We start from the raw sequence: 17,815 nt of genomic DNA on the forward strand, positions 1-17,815 counted from the left end.
ACTCATGACAAAAAAAATCGTCGGGAATAAAAATGCCGATTACTGCGTTATCGCCACAGGTCCTGATGTTTGCCAAGTGGGCAATGTTGTTGTTCCCTTTGACAGTTTTCAACAACTCAGTGCAGAAGAAACCTATGTTTCTACGGTACGTGTGAATGGTGTTCCTACATTAACGGTGGGAAGTGTGATTAAAGGAACACAGGGAAACGCAGGCACTGGCATTGTTTCAGGCACCAGCTTAGGGCGTGGAAACTGTATTATCACCAGTGGATCGCCTTCTGTGCGTTTTTGTGGACAATCGGCTGCTTTTCATGGCTCTGACGTCATGATGAACAACAATAATGTACCGGGTCGCCTCTATTCTGAAGAAAAAGCCCTACAAAAAGCCAATGAAGCCACAGAAATTTCCGCTGAAGCACCACCAGAAAAAAAACTCCCAGAGCAGATGACCTATCGAGAACTAAAGCACTTGATAGACGATACAGAGCATGAAGCAGAATTAATCGGAGGAAAAAACTTACCCGATACCACCATAGGCGCAGGAAAAGGCTTTTTAAATGGTTTAATTGGTTTGGTTGAAACCGTTGCCAAAGCCAATGCCGTCAGTGCGTCCTATCAAATGGAATCGCAAGCCAATGGTCCTGCAACATGGTTTATGTCAGAAGAAGGAAAACAGCAATACACTGAAACAATGACGTCACTTGCTCATGAAATGCGCAAAGAGGAAAACTTACCTCAATTTGAACGACTAAAATACGACAACCAAGCACAAGAATCAGGTGCCTTAATAGAAGAAGTGGGTGAATACGTTTTTCTCACCAAAGCGGCAGCCAGCTTACTACAAAATGGCATTAAAGCATTACCCCGTCTCATTCGAAAAGATCCACCTCCGCCGAAAGAAGCCACGGTATTAACCAAACCACAGGGTGAAAATAGCGCCAATATAAAGCCCAATAAATCCTGCAACAGTAAAGCGGTCTGTGAATCCGATCCTGTTAACGTTGCCACAGGTGATTTTATTCAAGTTTGGGAAGTGCTCTCCCTTTCAGGGTTGTTACCCATTTCATTACAACGAACCTATCGTTCAACAGGTACGGCATCCGGCTTATTTGGTCCCAAATGGACAGATAACTGGTCAATATTCTTAGAAATTCAATCGGATAATATTATTTATCACAATGAGGAAGGGGCGCAAATCACCTATCCTTATACAGATACTCACCTCAATATCCGTAATACTTATTATCCCCATGTTCTACTCTCTGGTGATATAAAAGCTAACATTAGTTTATTCGATAATCGCACCCAGTTAACACATCATTTCAACCATATCGATGGATCTTATCGACGCCTCTCTGCCATTACAGATAATAATCATCAACGTATTGATTTTATTTACAACGAACAGCATCAATTAATCTCTGTATCACGTAATGGTATTACAGCGCTTTACTTGGACTATCATTCTCATCAATTAAATCATATCACCTTAGCCAATAAGGTTATCTATCAGCCTTTAGTCACTTGTCAGTATGATAAACAAGGTTATTTGAGTGAATGTAACGCTTATCAGCAGAATCACTTATGGCATGAATATACTGCCGAAGGTTTTATGTCTCGTTGGCATGATACAGACCAAACGGATTATTACCTTGAATATGACAAATATGGCAGAGCGATAAAAAACAGCTCACCCTCCGGTTATTGGTGTGGTGGTTTTATTTATGATGATGTTCATAAGATGACCACCTATTTCAACGATGAAGGAGAACAATCTTACTATTATTATAATGATGCAGGTCTTGTTACACATGCAATTGATGCATTAGGGCGTGAAACCAAAACACAATGGCATAATAATCAAAAAATAAGTGAAACCAATGCATTAGGGCAAACAACTGCTTATATCTATCATTATGATGGCAATATTGCACAAATTACCTTTCCCGATGAGCGTTCCATTGAGTATCAATATAATACTCAAGGTCAATTGATAGAATATGTCTCCCCCTTTGGCGATAAATGGCAACTGACCTACGACGACAAAGGTAATTTAACCACAGTGACCGATCCGCAAGGTCGCCAACAAGCCTATGAATACAGCCAACATGGCGAACTGCTTAAAGCTATTCAACCGAATGGTGCGCAGTGGCAATATGAATATAACCACGCAAATCAATTAATAAAAAGCACCAACCCTTATCAACACAGCACCGAATACCAAAGCGATGAGCTAGGTCGATTACTGCAAGTCACTAATGCGCTAAACCACACCACTCGCTATCAATACAGCAAAGAGCATGATGGTGTTAATGGCAGTCTCAGCGATATTTTACTGCCTGATGATATTCATCAACATATTGAATATGACAGCGAACGCCGTGTTGTCGCCGTCACCGATGGCGAAGGCAAAACTACGCGCTATCGCTATGGTGCTTTTGATTTATTACTTGCCACAATACGCCCTGATGGGACGGAAATTCGCTTTGAATATGACTCACTCACACGACTGAAAAAAGTCATCAACGCCACAGGGGATGTCTATTCTTATGAGCGTGATAAAGCCGGTCAAATCATTCGTGAAGTGGATTTTTCCGGACGTGAAATTCAATACCGTTACGACCGCTTAGGGCGACGTATTGCAACTCATTATCCAGATAATCATGAACTCCGTTATCATTATGATGAGACAGGATTAGTTACCGAACAAAGCATTTGGCTGGCTGATGGCATTGAGCATAAGTGCCTTTCTACCACCACGTATCAATACAATGAACGCTTGCAACTTATTCGTGCCACCAATCCTGATTCGGTGGTGGAATTTGAGTATGACGACCAAGGGCATTTGTGTTGTGAGCGTATTAATGGGCAAGAAATTAAGCATCAATGGGATGAAGAGCACGATACCCTCACCCAAACCCGCTTTGGTGAGCGTGAACTTCATTATGCTTTCGGTCAACTCCATGAACTGACTTCACTGCAAGTCAACCAACATGCGCCATTGCAGTTTAGTTATAACGCACTGGGACAAGAGTTTTTACGCCAAAGCCAAGCGGGTTTTGCTAATTCGAGCCATTACACCGCCACTGGCTTGTTAGCCCATCAACGTGCAGGACAGGGAACGGAGTCCTTTTTACAATCGCTACACGATAATCCGCTTCAACCGCCAATATCGACCGATGTTCACCGAGGTTATCAATACGATAAAGCCTTTAATCTGGTCAATATCGACGATGCTCGCTGGAACCGTACACAATATCGCTATAACACCAACGACCAAATTGTTGAAACCCAATACAGCAACCAGTTTGAACGTCAAAGCGAGAAGTTTCAGTACGATAGCAATCTCAATATCACCGAGCACCAGTTTATCCCATCTGATGCACAAGGTGCCTTTTTGCAACTGGCACAACAGCAACAAAAAGGGCGTGTCACTCGTCGTATCACAGCCAAAGGTTATCAAGATTATCACTACGACATTAATGGTCGATTAACGCAAAAAGTGGTTTATCAGCACGGTTTTCGGGCGAAAACGTGGTATTACCAATGGAATACCCTTAACCAACTTATCGCCTGTTTTAATCCTGAGGGGGAATGCTGGCGTTATACCTATGATGCTTTTGGCAGAAGGCTTAGTAAAAGTAAAGTGGTCGATAATCGCCCTACGCCGCCTTTAAGCTCGCCCTTTAAAAATAAACGCGTTCAGCGTGTGGATTACCTGTGGTCGGGCAACCAAATGGTGCAAGAAACCCCGATTTATGCCGATGGCACCCCTGCTTATGATTCGCAAATTCAGTGGCTCTACCAGCCCAATGAAATCACTCCCACAGCCCGTTATCAATGCGGAAAATTGCATTATGTCGTCACTGACCATCAAGGCACCCCACGAGAAATCTTTAGCGAAAAAGGGATTGTAAGCTGGGCGGGACGGTTAAATACCTGGGGACAAATGGCTTTTTGGCAATCCCATGATAATTATGCCGATAACGACCCAGAATACACTGAATGCCATTTTCGGTTTGCCGGACAATATGAAGATAAAGAAAGTGGCTTGTATTACAATCGCTTTCGCTACTATGATAAGGACACAGGGCAATATATTTCGCCAGACCCTATCGGATTATTAGGTGGCTTTAATCCGTATGGGTATGTGCATTGTCCGACGGGTTGGGTAGATCCGTTTGGGCTAATTCCTTGTCCCCCTAAGTTTAGTGAAAATTTTGATAAAAAATTGAAAAAACACGCTCAAGATATATATGAAACTTCAAGAAGATTAGGAGTTCCTGTTGCAAAAGGTGATAAGGATGGTATGAAAAACTTCATTCTATCCATTGTTAATGATGATAAAAATTTAGTTAATCCTAATTTTAAATGGAATACAATTGAATCAACAAGAATTTATGTTAAAGGTGATGCTATTGTATTGATAAATAATTCTACAAATGAAATTTTAACATTTCTTCATAAGAACAGAATATCACCTTACTTACAGGAGGCTATAAAATGAAACAAGAAAAATTCCATCACTCGTTTTTAAAAAAAATATCTACACTTTTTTTTCTTAAAAAAATAACAAGTATTATTTTTATTAATGATGAAGAAGGCGAAAATATAGATAACGTATTATTTTTTGAAATTAATTCAAAAAATGTTGTTGGATTTTATAAAAATAATATCAATCCCTTCATTACCAGAGAAAAAATAAATGAACTTGATAGTTTCAACTTATATTCAACCTATAAAGAATTACATGAAATAAAGAAAACAATCACACCTCCATTTATAGTGGAAAATATAAAATTATTTTTTAACTCAAATTATAATGAAATAATAGCAATTTACTTAGCTTCAAAGAATTTTGAATCATCTTTATTTATTATATTTTCAGAAGATGAAATTAATTTATATATTAATGAAAGAAAAAACCTAGATGAAATAATAAAAAACAACTTAATACAATTTAGAAATAAAGAATTTCTAGTGTTAGAAAAAAACACAGAAAAATAAACAAAATACAATTAAAGGATTTTTATAGATTATCCAATAAATAAAACACTCATCTTTATTATTAACTCGAAGCATATAAAATTATAAATCTCAGTCTAATTATAATGCAATTTGTGTTATTTAGATTGAGTATAGCATTCCAGAACATATGATAAGGCATTTAATCTGGTCAATATCGATAATGCTCACAGGAACCGTACACAATATCGCTATAACACCAACGACCAAATTGTTGGAACCCAATACAGCAACCAGTTTGAACACCAAAGTGAGAAGTTTCAGTACGATAGCAACCTCAATATCACCGAGCACCAGTTTATTTCGTCTATCAACACGGTTTTCGGGCGATTTACCAGCCCAATGAAATTACTCCCACAGCCCGTTATCAACATGGAAAACTGCATTATGTGGTGACTGACCATCAAGGTACCCCGCGAGAAATCTTTAGCGAAAAAGGGATTTTCAGTTGGGCGGGACGGTTAAACACCTGGGGGCAAATGGCGTTTTGGCAATCTCATGATAATTATACCGATAACGACCCTGAATACACTGAATGCCATTTTCGGTTTGCCGGACAATATGAAGATAAAGAAAGAGGCTTGTATTACAATCGCTTTCGCTACTATGATAAGGACACTGGGCAATATATTTCGCCTGACCTTATCGGATTATTAGGTGGCTTTAATCCGTATGGGTATGTGCATTGTCCAACGGGTTGGGTAGATCCGTTTGGGCTAATTCCATGTCCTCTTCCAGAAATAAAAGGTACACAAGAAGGTTTCAAAAAACCACAACAAATTGATGATATTAAGAAAGATATGCTAAATGGAAATTATGATTTTACATTAGATAAAGGTAGGATTTCTGTAATCATTGATCATAGAGGTGTTTATCATGTATCAGATGGACATCATAGAATGGCTGCAGCTCAAAAATTATATAAAGAAACCGGAAATGATTTTTATATTAGAGAATTATTAAAATATACTAAGATAGATAGAGATTATATAGTCGCATCTTCACGGCCAATGCCATCAAGAAATTGGTGGGGGGTATTAAGAAATAAATGGGGAATTTAATGAACAAAATAAATATATATATTGAAATGCTTAACAAGGCATTATCCTATATAAGAAATATTCAAAGCCTATCTACCTTAAAAAAAGCATTAGACAAGACTTGCTATCAAGAAGCAGAATTGTTGCATGATATTGTCAAATCACTATCCTACCCACAAATAACTGAACATGATATATATTTTCTTAATCATCATGCTCGTTACTATTTAGAAAATGCTAGCCCACAATATTTCAATAACTATAATTCTCATAAAAAAAATATTAAACTATTATTTAAATTAGTTCCAGAAAACTTAAAAGATAAGCTTGAGTGGGATGGACCAGAATAACTTTTTATTTTAAATAATGAGACTGATTATATAATGAAAGAAATTTATATTACAATCGCTTTCGCTACTATGATAAGGACACAGGGCAATATATTTCGCCAGACCCTATCGGAATACATGTAGAGGTCGCACCTTTTAAAGACAATCCTGTTGCTAGTGCTAAAGATGTAGGTACAAATGGGCAGGGATCATATATAGAATTTGAAGTTCACAAAGATACTTTAGTTCAAACACATCTTGGTAGTAATAGAGTCACAGCAATAATACCAAGTGAACGATCTTTATCTTTGAAAGATAAAAATGCAATATATAAAAAACAATCATGGTGGGATCGTATGATGAGAGGGAATTGTAAATAATTATGAATACTTATTACTATTATGATGATAAATTTTTACTCACTTTATATGCATACCTGAAACAAACTGAATCATCTATCGTTAGAGGGCTAAGTGATAAATGGGAACCTGCCAGTATTTATTTAGAAAAACACTTATTAACGTATAAATTAATAGATACATTAAATTCAAACAAAACCAATCCTAATGAAAAACTTAACAGTGTATTTTATAAAATCTATCTTAGGATGAAAGGAAAACAGTTTATCACATCTAACGAGGTTGATAATATATATATACTATTAAAAGCTATCAATGAAGCTATTCTTTATAAAAAACCACAAGTATACATTTTAGGTTTTTTAAGAAAAGAAATAATTAAAACTGCAGATAAAATAAGAAAACGAATCATCTGTAAAAAAAGAAAATTATTAGCTGATAATGTAGAGTATTATAATCAACACTATAATGGAAGATTCTATACTATTGAACAAATAATAAATGGGCTTTAATTTTGCTATTCAATAGTGCAATAAAACTAATAATAACTTAAAGATAAGATATTATTTTCTTAAAATATTTCAAAACACATTGGATTGGTACTCAATACCATTGATAACCTCAATATCACCGAGCACCAGTTTATTCCGACTATTAACACGGTTTGGGGTAAAAACGTGGTATTACCAATGGTAATATGTCTTATCAAAAGATAAAAAAACATTTAAAATAAACAATCTAACATTCACATTAAAACAATAAGTAAAACTAAAAAATAAAATTAATGAATATAAATTTATTACAAAACAAATGGCTAAATAATCAATTAATTGGGCTAGATCTGATTTACGATTGCTCTGGATTAATAAGATTTATCGATATTGATTTTATTAAAAATTCTCAATTAACACATTCCTATCAAAAAGAATACTTTCTTAAATATGAAGGCGATACAACATTAAATACACTACTAAAAGGCAATGATGACATTTGGTCAGAAATTCAGATAAATAACAAAGTATTCGTTGATGATAAGCATATCGTGCTCTGTGGTGAAGGTGAAATGGGGAGTGATGGATTTATTGTTAAAATGGATATAAATAATAATATAAAGTGGTTTTTATACTCAACAACGTCAAATCCATTTATCAATATTAAACAAAAAGAAAATAATATTTATATACAATCAACATCAAATTTTTATATTGTTTTAAATTTAATCAATAAAGATATTTTTATCCATAACGGAAATATTTTATCTCATAAATGAAGACCTCACAGAAACAACAATAATTTCACTTAGGGTTATTCACCTGTTCAATTTTAATTCCAAATTAGAATAGTAACGCTACGTTATATTATTATCGCTAATAAAACTGTTCTATTTTTCATCAAGAAGAATACTCTATTTTTAAAATAAAAAAATAAATTAGCCCTACAGCCTTAAATTAAATTAACCTTAAATATCAATTTTTTACATGAAATTAAAATAAATAATTCATAGTGAAATTTCTATTTTCCATATTTACAATTTAAATTAAATATAAATTAATTTATCCCTATCAAGTTGCATAATATGAGTAAAATAGATGAAAAAACTTACTTACAAAGTTAAATCATTATATTTAAATTAAATTAGACGCTAATTAACTGTAAAGAAAATTAAAGAACGTTAAATATTTCTTATTGACTCAAGAGCGGTTTTATATAAAACTAAATGCATATATTAGAAAAAATTACTTATTATTTTATTTTTAGTTATTATTTTATTTCTACCAGGAAAATTAAACTCATATAAGGTAATTATATTATTGCCTAGGATAGGTATTTCTTAATTTAAATTATTCATCAAGACGCTGAGTATTTAATTAAGAACTTAAGCTAAATAAGGAGCTTAGTTTAAATGAGTAAAAATACTCTTGGTAGTGTTGCGCCCAAAGAACGTATTAATATTAAATACATCCCTAATGATGGTGGTGTTCAATCTGAAGTCGAATTGCCTTTAAATATGCTTATTGTGGGCGATATGAAAGGAAAGACTGAAGAAACGCCCATTGAAGATCGTAAAACCATTTCAATTAATCAGAACAACTTTAACTCTGTTATGGAAAGTGCGGGTATTAATCTTAATATCGCGGTTCCAAATGCATTAGATGAAAAAAGTGAGTCTGATCTTAACGTCAATTTAGAGATTAAATCACTACAAGATTTTTCTCCGGATAATATTGCACGCCAAGTTCCTGAGCTAAAAAAACTATTAGAACTAAGAGAAGCGCTTGTTGCGCTAAAAGGTCCTCTTGGCAATATCCCTGCTTTTAGAAAACGTCTGCAAGAGCTTCTGGAAAATGAAGCCACACGCGAACAGTTACTCAAAGAGCTTGATATTGCTAACCAAAAATAATATTTACAGAGGATTATTCTATGTCTTTAGTTAATGAAGCCCCACAAGAGCAGATAACAACGTCTGGTGGCTCTTTGCTTGATGAAATTATGGCGCAATCAAGAATGTCGCCAGAAACCGAAGCTTATGATATTGCAAAACAAGGCGTTGCTGCGTTTATTAGTAATATTTTTGCTAACCCGTCAGAAGAAGAGCCAATCAATAAGCTATTGATTGATAAAATGCTTGTTGAGTTAGACACTCAATTAAGTGCGCAAGTTGACCAAATTTTGCATGCACCAAAATTTCAAGAAATTGAATCTTCATGGCGTTCATTAAAATTACTTGTTGATCGTACTGATTTTCGTGAAAACATTAAAATCAATATCTTACATGCAACAAAAGAAGAACTATTAGAAGATTTTGAGTTTTCACCTGAGATTGTACAATCTGGTTTCTATCAGCACGTTTACTCATCAGGCTATGGTCAGTTTGGTGGCGAACCCGTCGCAACAGTGATTGGTAACTATGCCTTTAATAACACCACGCCTGATCTGAAATTAATGCAATATGTCAGTGCTGTGGGTGCAATGGCTCATGCGCCATTTATTTCATCCGTTTCACCTAATTTCTTAGGCATTAATAGCTATGCTGAATTGCCTGCAATTAAAGATTTGAAATCTGTATTTGAAGGTCCTGCTCACACCAAATGGCGTTCACTGCGAGAATCTGAAGATGCGCGTTATTTAGGTTTAACAGCACCTCGTTTCTTAGTGCGTTTACCTTATTCACCTACTGAGAATCCAATTAAGTTATTTAATTACTCTGAAGATGTGAAGCAAGATCATGAACATTACTTATGGGGTAATACCGCTTTCTTATTAGCAAGTTGTATTAATGACAGCTTTGCAAAATATCGCTGGTGTCCAAATATTATTGGTCCTCAAAGTGGCGGAACCGTAGGTGATTTACCTGTTCATAACTTTGAAGCGATGGGTGAATTACAAACTAAGATCCCAACAGAAGTTTTAGTCACTGACAGACGTGAATTTGAGTTAGCAGAAGAAGGTTTTATCACCTTAACAATGCGTAAAGGCAGCGATAATGCCGCTTTCTTCTCTGCAAACTCGGTACAAAAACCGAAAAACTATCCTAATACGCGTGAAGGAAAATTAGCAGAAACTAACTATAAGTTAGGAACACAGCTTCCTTACATGTTTATTATCAATCGCTTAGCTCACTATATTAAAGTGCTACAACGCGAACAAATTGGCTCATGGAAAGAGCGCCAAGATCTTGAGCGGGAGCTTAATATCTGGCTAAAACAATATATTGCGGATCAAGAAAATCCACCCGCAGATGTTCGTAGTAGACGCCCTCTTCGCTCTGCGCAAATCCAAGTTCTTGATGTTGATGGTGATCCAGGTTGGTATCAAGTGGCTATTCAAGTTCGCCCTCATTTTAAATATATGGGTGCAAACTTTGAGTTATCACTTGTTGGTCGCTTAGATAAGGAATAAGTGCGATGACAGCTCTATATAATTTGGAAGACAACCCCGCTTCCAGTTTATTTGAGCGCATACAAGGGAAGAGTTCAGGCTCTTCCCAACGCGCAAAAATCCAAGCGTTACTCATGTCAATTAAGCAAAATTTAAATCAGGTTTTAAACAGCAGACCTTTAGGTTGCCAAAGTACTCCCGCTTTAGGCATTCCTGATTTAAACGATGCGACATTAACAGGAGTCGATTTCAAGGTTCATTTATCCAATATTATTGCGGATTGCATTACGACTTATGAACCAAGAATAACCAATGTCACTGTTCATTTTATAGAAAATGAAGCAGAGCCACTGTCGCTGCAATTTAATATTACTGCTTTTCTCTTATTAGAAAATCAAAAGCAACTTATTGAATTTAACGTGCAATTAGACAGCAACCGTAGATACCAATTGACGCAATTTTAATATGTCTTCAAATCACTATTTTGATAATGAACTAAGCTATCTCGATAAGCTTGAACAATATGTTGCAACTGAAAAGCCGCAGCTTATTAATCAAATATCTGAAAGGGTGCGTGATCCTGATGCTGCGCGCCTTTTAGACGGCATTGCTTATTTATCAGGTAATTTACGAGAACAAATAGATAGACAATTTCCTGAACTGACAAACAGTTTAGTGAATATGCTATGGCCGGCTTACGCACGTCCATTTCCTAGTATGACAGCAATGGAATATCGTACTGAAGCCACTCAAAAATATGCGATTAAAATAGCAAAAGGACAACCTTTTGTTAGCCGTCCACTCTATATTCAAAATGAATTAGCCGACAATGATGAAGATAATTGGCATAAATGCCAATTTACACAGTGTCGTGATTTATGGGTACTTCCAATACAAATAGCACGAGTGACTCAAAATCAAGATACATTGGATATTCATTTTTCTCTAAACCAATTACAGTCATTAGCTGAAGTTGGCTTAGAGAAACTGTGTATTTATCTTAATGGGCTTTCTTATACAACGACCCAGCTATTTTATTTATTAAATAGCAAAGTCAAAAAAGCAACCATAACAACACCTAAACATCAATTTACCTTAGCGCATTTTGCTGTTGAACCTATGGGTTTCCATGCAGAAGACTCTCTTTTGCCTTATCCTAAAAATAGTTATGAAGGATATCGCTTATTACAAGAATACTTTTGTTTTCCTGAAGCTTTTATGTCTTTATCAATCAAAGGATTAGATGATATTCCGCCTACTTTGGTTTCTGATATTTTTACATTATCAATTCAATTTGATAGTGATATTCCAGAAGCGATGTTGATTACGGAAGATTGTATAAAGATAAATTGCGTACCTGCAGTTAATTTATTTGAATCGGAAAGTGAAGCGATAAATTTAACGGGGAAAGAAACAGAATATGTTCTAAATAAAAGCCATAAAAAACAAGATTGCTATGATATTTTCTCAATAAATACAATCCAAGGTTTGCGTTATATTCCGAATCAGCATTCTTATATTACGCATTACACCGCTTTCGAAAGTTTTCATCATCAAAATAATCAAGAAAACCCAGAAAGAACGGGTTATTACCGTTTGAAAATAGCACACCATAAATCACATTATGGTTATCAACATACCTTGTCATTTGTGCGAAATAACGAATCTGACTTACTAAATTGTGAAGAAAGTATTTCAGTAGCGATGAACTGTACTAATCGAACACTCGCTTCTTTATTATCTTCTCATTCGATAAAGCTTGACGAAAATAGCGTTATTCCCGGTATTTTATCTGCCAGTAATATAATTAAACCAACAAAAGCACTTTATCCTTTATTAGGAAATACGTTGTATTGGTCAGAACTCACTAATTTATCTATTAATTATCAATCTTTATTAAGCTTAACGGCACTCAAACAAATTTTACAGTTATATGACTTTAAAGCGACGTTCTATCAACAATCGGCTCGCCAATCTCAAAAATGCCTCGATGCAATCACAAATTTAAAAACAGAGTCGATTGAGTATTTATATAAAGGTTTGCCTGTAAGAGGTGTAAAAACAACATTATCGATACATCAAAATGCCTTTATTTCAGAAGGAGCTATGTATCTATTTTGTTCTGTATTAGCACAATTTTTCACCCTTTATACCAGCGTTAATATGTTTCACGAATTGGAAGTGATTAATTTAGATAATAAGGAAATTTATCTTTGGCCAGCGAAAATAAACCAGCAAATACTCAAATAACAGATATTGAGAAAATTCAAAGCTGGCTAAATAAAAAAGCGGGCAAATCTGTTACTGAATATAGCTTCTATCAATTAGTTGAGTTGCTTAATAAACTGCATTCTCAAAAAGCAGCATTGAATAACGAAAACGCTATTCAGTTTAGATCAAGCGCTAATACAGCGTTTCCAACTCGTGATGTTGTTTCATTACAGCAAAATGAACAAGGTCAGTTTGATCTAGAAGTCTCTTTTTTGGGTTTACATGGTAGCCAATCACCATTGCCAGGTTATTACCTTGATCATTTCGCGTGGGAAGATGCTCAACAAGCTAATCAATTAACAGATTATCTTAATCTATTTAATCACCGCTTAGTGACTTTGCTCCATCGTATATGGCGTAAATATCGCTATTACATCTGTTTTGAAGATGGCGGACACGACGCATTTTCTCGTCATATGTTCTCGTTGGTAGGGCTAGGAAGCGAAGCCAATCGTGGCATGATGAATATCAACCACAGCAAAATGCTGGCTTATGCCGGATTACTTGCCAGCCCCAGTCGTTCCCCTGATGTAATTTGTAGCTTGATTTCTCACTGCTTTGATTTAGAAAAAGTGGAATTAATCGGATGGGAAATACGCAAGGTACCTATTCCTGAAGATCAGCAAAACCGTTTAGGTGTTGTTGCTCGTCATTCAGGACAGAAATCACGCCCTAAAATGGTTTTAGGCGAGAACTTCAATATTGGTTCTCATATCTATGATTGCAATGGGAAATGTACCATTGAAATCAGTGAATTACCGCTTGAACGCTATATGTCGTTTCTTCCCAATGGCAAAGATTTTTTGTCTCTCATTACGTTTGTTTCTTACATCATGCATGAACAACTTGCATGGGATTTACGCTTACGCATTGCAGACAAACAGGCCTATGGGATCTGCTTAGGTAAAGAACAACACAATCAATTAGGTTGGCAAAGTTTTCTAGGAAAGCCCGAAGCCAATCCTAGTGTGACAATGACTATTTTGGAATAATATTATGGATAACTATTTACCCACAATCTCTTTTCGCTTAATAAATAGTGAGTTGCTTGAAAGTGGCTATGTACCAAATAGTCAATTTACACAACTTGGTGGCACGATTGGTAGCAGTAAACAATCACACTGGGTAATACAAGATACTCAATCATCTATTGCATCCACACAATGTGCTATTGCTTGGCAAGATAAACAGTTTTGTTTAAAAACTCTCGCGGAGCCTGTTTATATTAACAACGCACTGATCCCCATACATATTGGGGCAGTCTGTTTATCTCAAAACGATCAGATCCAGATCGGACAATTAGTTTTATCCGTTAATATCAATTTAACGCAGCACAATAAGCAAGATCTTATGGCGATGACGCCACAATCGTTGATCGAGACAGATGATAATCCGCTAGATCCCTTGCTACAAAAAAACTCCCCTTCTGTTCCTAAAACAGAAAACCCGATGCCTTTAGCTCCGACAGTTTCAGGCTCTATGACGCACGATCCATTAAAAGCCCTTGAGAGCGAAAGCTTAGAGCTTCTTCAAGCATCATCTTCTAACGCACATCATTACTCTCTTTCTTCGCCTCGTTCAGATAACCCGGGAGACCTTATGGTTCAGGAATTTATGGATTTGCCAGGAATTACATCTCAGGATTATGAGACAAATACGGACGTTGACTATGTTGCCATTAATCCATTAATGAAAGGGCTGGGCGTACACCTTAACTTACAAAATTCACAACAAGCGAATGATTTTCTTATTGAATTAGGCAAAACCACGCAATCAGCCATTAAAGGGTTATTAGCATTACAACAGCAGGAAAATTTGCAAGATAAACAGCTACGCCCAATTGAAGATAATCCACTTCGTTTAAATAATGAATATGACAGTGTGATGCGTTTAATGTTTACGGATGAACGTAGCCCTGTGCATTTATCCGCACCTTCTGCTGTCGCAGAAAGCTTACACAATGTGCAGCTGCATTATCATGCTAATCAAGAAGCCATTTCCGCTGCATTAGCCACGTTATTAGAAGCCTTCTCTCCAGAGCATTTATTAAAACGCTTTTCTCATTATCGCCGAAGTTATGACAACACCCCAAGTGATAGCGCTTGGGCTTGGGATATGTATACCAATTACTACAACGAGTTAGCATCATCTCGCCAACAAGGTTTTGAGAAACTGTTTTATGAGGTCTATACCCACGCTTATGACCGCGCCTTAAGAAAAGGGCTTGATGAGGTGTGATATGTCGATAAAAACGTTCATGACTTATCTCTTTTTTATTTTTGCAGCCACTCAACTCAGTGGATGCAGTGGCCCTATTGAAGCCATATCAAAAATAGGCAAAGTCATGTGGGACCCCTCAACACCTGTGGGTAAAGAAGAAGAGCAGTCTTCCGTTGTCGCATTCACTCTATTAGCAGAGCCTGAAATCAATCCTAATGATCAAGGCGAGGCGACACCGGTTCAATTACAAATTGTTTATATGAATGAAGATTCGATCTTCGCGTCTTTAGATCAAGACCAAATTATTGAAGAAGATTGCGATCTGAAAACGCTATTAAAGAAAAATTATATCGATCATCAAGACTACACCCTTTTACCAGATCAATATAAGCCGCTCGATCCTATAGAGCTAGATAAAAAGAATAAGTATATCGGGATCATTGCCTATTACTCTGATGTCAATATCACTCAATGGAAAAAAATATTAAAAATCAATGGGATTGGTCATCATTATAATCTGCTAGTCCATATCAAAGAAAATGAAATTGAATTTAGAAAAGAAGAGGATCAATAACAATGTCTACGAAAAATAAAGTGATATGGCATGAAGGGTTGTTTATTAAACCTCAACATTTTCAGCAGCAACAACGTTATCAAGACTATATTATTGAAACCTTGATAAAAACCTATCACGTTCATTACTATGGTTTAAGTCAACTGACACTTAATACCGAGTTATTAAGCCTTGGCCGTATTGGTCTTAAAGAAGCCTCTGGAATTATGCCAGATGGCACGCTGTTTTCTATTCCACAGCAAGATAACCTTCCTTCACCCATTGATATTTCACAAATTAATGAAGGCAGTGACAACATTGTTTACTTGGCATTGCCATTACAAAACAGCACAGTCAGTGAGATCTCTCATTCCCATAACGGCAATCATTTATTGGCACGTTATAGCGATGTATTAACACAAGTACGTGATTTACATACTGAAAATGGGGATGTCAGCACACTCAATATTGCGAAACTCAATCCTATTTTAAAATTAGGAAAAACAGAGTTAGACGCTTATGTCATGTTACCTATCTGCAAAATAAGAGAAATCAGCGCTGATGGTAGTTTAATTCTGGATAAAAACTACATTCCTACCTGCTTAAATGCGCGAATTTGTCCAATCTTAGCGGAGTTTTTAGCCGAAGTTGAAGGCGCTTTATTTGAGCGAGGACGCCAAATTGCAGAACGTATTGGCTCTCCCGGTCAACAAGGCGTTGCTGATGTTGCAGAATTTATGATGTTGCAGCTTTTAAATCGTGCTTATCCTCAATTTTCACATTTATCTAAACAGACTGTCGTTCACCCAGAACAACTCTTTAAAGAACTACTTCAATTTAATGGTGAAATTCAAACGTTCACTAATGGCTCTCGTTTGCCTGATAAATTACCGATTTATCGCCACTACGACTTGGCAGCAGGCTTTTTGCCGCTAATAAAATCTATTCGACAAGCACTCAGTGTCGTCTTAACGCCAAGAGCTGTGCCTATTCCATTGCAAAAACAAGAGCACGGTATTCGTGTTGCGACAATTCATGACAGACAACTTCTGCAAAGTGCAGAATTTATTATTGCAGTGCGCGCTCAGTTACCTCAAGAGCAACTGCGTCGCCAATTCGCACAACAAGCAAAAGTCACGTCAGTGAATCAAATTCGTGATTTAGTCAGTGTTCAAATGCCTGGTGTTGGCTTTATTCCGTTATCAACCGCGCCTCGTCAATTGCCATATCACTCAGGCTATACCTATTTCCGCTTAGATCCTCAAGGTGAGTCATGGGCTGATATACAGAAGCACGGAAATATTGCATTCCACGTATCAGGACAATTCCCTGAACTTGATATTCAACTTTGGGCAATAAGAAGTGGAACACAACATGAGTGATTTATCATTAATACAAGAGCTTACTGAAAAGAAAGCGAGCCATAAATCATATCAATTGCCATTGCGTGGTAACAACATCAATCCAATGATTGATGTCGCAACACCTTTGCTGGGTATGGTGATCAGAATGAAATCAATGTCGGCAACACCGCTATCAGAAAAGCTTTTTCAGCAAGTGGTTACTGACATTCAAGCCATTGAGCAACAACTTCAAACTCACGGCTATGAGCCGGGAGCCATTGTTTCATTCCGCTATGTGTTATGCACATTTATTGATGAAGCAGCATTAGAGCTGGGTTGGGATCAAGATAACGATTGGGTAAAACAATCCCTGTTAGTTCATTTTCATAATGAATCATGGGGAGGTGAAAAGGTTTTCGTATTAATAGAACGTTTATTAGGTGAGCCTAAACGTTACCTCGATTTATTAGAGTTTATTTATCTCTGTTTATGCCTTGGCTATCGCGGTCGCTATAAAGTCAGCAATGGCTATGGAGATGACTTTAATAAATTACTTCGCCAGCTGCAAAAACAGATCCAACAACTTAAAGGCGAGTCTCAACCCGTAGTTTTACACAAAGAAAATGGCATTAAGTCACATCAATATCGTTTAGGACAACGCTTTGGTGTTCGTTATATCGCCATTGGCTCGCTGATCTTCGCCACCATTATTTACACAGTTTATGCTTCTAGATTGAGACATCAAACTCTCAATATTTTGGAACAGCTTAATACACTTCTTAGCTAGGACGCCCTT

Annotated in this window: 15 protein-coding genes and 2 pseudogenes; all 17 read left to right on the plus strand. The window is 36.4% G+C overall.

What is annotated here, in order from left to right; translation table 11 throughout:
- The first annotated feature begins 4 nt into the window (after positions 1–4).
- The 17 genes and pseudogenes from QQS39_RS14360 to icmH all read left to right on the plus strand — a co-directional run bounded on the left by QQS39_RS14360 (position 5) and on the right by icmH (position 17,806).
- Complete coding sequence (locus tag QQS39_RS14360) at positions 5–4,507, plus strand: DUF6531 domain-containing protein (protein WP_285804782.1); 4,503 nt, start codon at positions 5–7, stop codon at positions 4,505–4,507.
- On the plus strand, positions 4,504–5,007 hold the full coding sequence (locus QQS39_RS14365; protein ID WP_285804783.1) for a hypothetical protein: 504 nt from the start codon (positions 4,504–4,506) through the stop codon (positions 5,005–5,007). Before QQS39_RS14360 ends, QQS39_RS14365 begins: the two co-directional genes overlap by 4 nt.
- 410 nt (positions 5,008–5,417) lie before the next feature.
- Positions 5,418–5,462 (plus strand): annotated as a pseudogene (locus tag QQS39_RS18685) (hypothetical protein); the annotation flags it as partial.
- Positions 5,463–5,504: 42 nt separating this feature from the next.
- Complete coding sequence (locus QQS39_RS18690) at positions 5,505–6,086, plus strand: RHS repeat-associated core domain-containing protein (protein ID WP_322618356.1); 582 nt, start codon at positions 5,505–5,507, stop codon at positions 6,084–6,086.
- Positions 6,086–6,415 (plus strand): hypothetical protein, encoded by a 330-nt coding sequence (locus tag QQS39_RS14375; protein WP_151435840.1) that lies wholly within the window; start codon positions 6,086–6,088, stop codon positions 6,413–6,415. Before QQS39_RS18690 ends, QQS39_RS14375 begins: the two co-directional genes overlap by 1 nt.
- 77 nt (positions 6,416–6,492) lie before the next feature.
- Positions 6,493–6,774: pseudogene (locus tag QQS39_RS14380) on the plus strand (hypothetical protein); the annotation flags it as partial.
- Positions 6,775–6,776: 2 nt separating this feature from the next.
- Complete coding sequence (locus QQS39_RS14385) at positions 6,777–7,265, plus strand: hypothetical protein (protein ID WP_151435841.1); 489 nt, start codon at positions 6,777–6,779, stop codon at positions 7,263–7,265.
- 272 nt (positions 7,266–7,537) lie between these two features.
- The gene (locus QQS39_RS14390; RefSeq protein WP_151435842.1) at positions 7,538–8,023 is read left to right on the plus strand and encodes a hypothetical protein; all 486 of its coding nucleotides are present in this window, start codon (positions 7,538–7,540) and stop codon (positions 8,021–8,023) included.
- Positions 8,024–8,656: 633 nt separating this feature from the next.
- Positions 8,657–9,154, plus strand: coding sequence for a type VI secretion system contractile sheath small subunit (tssB, locus tag QQS39_RS14395; protein WP_285804784.1), 498 nt, complete (start codon positions 8,657–8,659; stop codon positions 9,152–9,154).
- A 20-nt stretch (positions 9,155–9,174) separates the two neighbouring features.
- Positions 9,175–10,653, plus strand: a complete 1,479-nt coding sequence (gene tssC, locus QQS39_RS14400) for a type VI secretion system contractile sheath large subunit (protein ID WP_151435843.1) — start codon at positions 9,175–9,177, stop codon at positions 10,651–10,653.
- 5 nt (positions 10,654–10,658) lie between these two features.
- A complete protein-coding gene (tssE, locus tag QQS39_RS14405) occupies positions 10,659–11,096 on the plus strand; it encodes a type VI secretion system baseplate subunit TssE (protein WP_160230608.1) in 438 nt (145 codons plus the stop codon).
- Between the two features lies 1 nt (position 11,097).
- A complete protein-coding gene (gene tssF, locus QQS39_RS14410; RefSeq protein WP_285804785.1) occupies positions 11,098–12,882 on the plus strand; it encodes a type VI secretion system baseplate subunit TssF in 1,785 nt (594 codons plus the stop codon).
- Positions 12,846–13,895, plus strand: a complete 1,050-nt coding sequence (tssG, locus tag QQS39_RS14415; RefSeq protein ID WP_151435846.1) for a type VI secretion system baseplate subunit TssG — start codon at positions 12,846–12,848, stop codon at positions 13,893–13,895. Before tssF ends, tssG begins: the two co-directional genes overlap by 37 nt.
- Before the next feature lie 4 nt (positions 13,896–13,899).
- A complete protein-coding gene (gene tagH / locus QQS39_RS14420; RefSeq protein WP_285804786.1) occupies positions 13,900–15,141 on the plus strand; it encodes a type VI secretion system-associated FHA domain protein TagH in 1,242 nt (413 codons plus the stop codon).
- A 1-nt stretch (position 15,142) separates the two neighbouring features.
- Positions 15,143–15,697 carry a type VI secretion system lipoprotein TssJ gene (gene tssJ, locus QQS39_RS14425; protein ID WP_285804787.1) on the plus strand — a complete coding sequence of 185 codons (555 nt, stop codon included), beginning with the start codon at positions 15,143–15,145 and terminating at the stop codon, positions 15,695–15,697.
- Between the two features lie 2 nt (positions 15,698–15,699).
- A complete protein-coding gene (tssK, locus tag QQS39_RS14430; protein ID WP_196735913.1) occupies positions 15,700–17,058 on the plus strand; it encodes a type VI secretion system baseplate subunit TssK in 1,359 nt (452 codons plus the stop codon).
- Positions 17,051–17,806, plus strand: a complete 756-nt coding sequence (icmH, locus tag QQS39_RS14435; protein WP_285804788.1) for a type IVB secretion system protein IcmH/DotU — start codon at positions 17,051–17,053, stop codon at positions 17,804–17,806. The genes tssK and icmH overlap by 8 nt, the downstream gene beginning before the upstream one ends.
- The last annotated feature ends 9 nt before the right edge of the window (positions 17,807–17,815 follow it).

The sequence above is a fragment of the Proteus appendicitidis genome, from assembly GCF_030271835.1.
In the GTDB taxonomy this organism is placed as follows: domain Bacteria; phylum Pseudomonadota; class Gammaproteobacteria; order Enterobacterales; family Enterobacteriaceae; genus Proteus; species Proteus appendicitidis.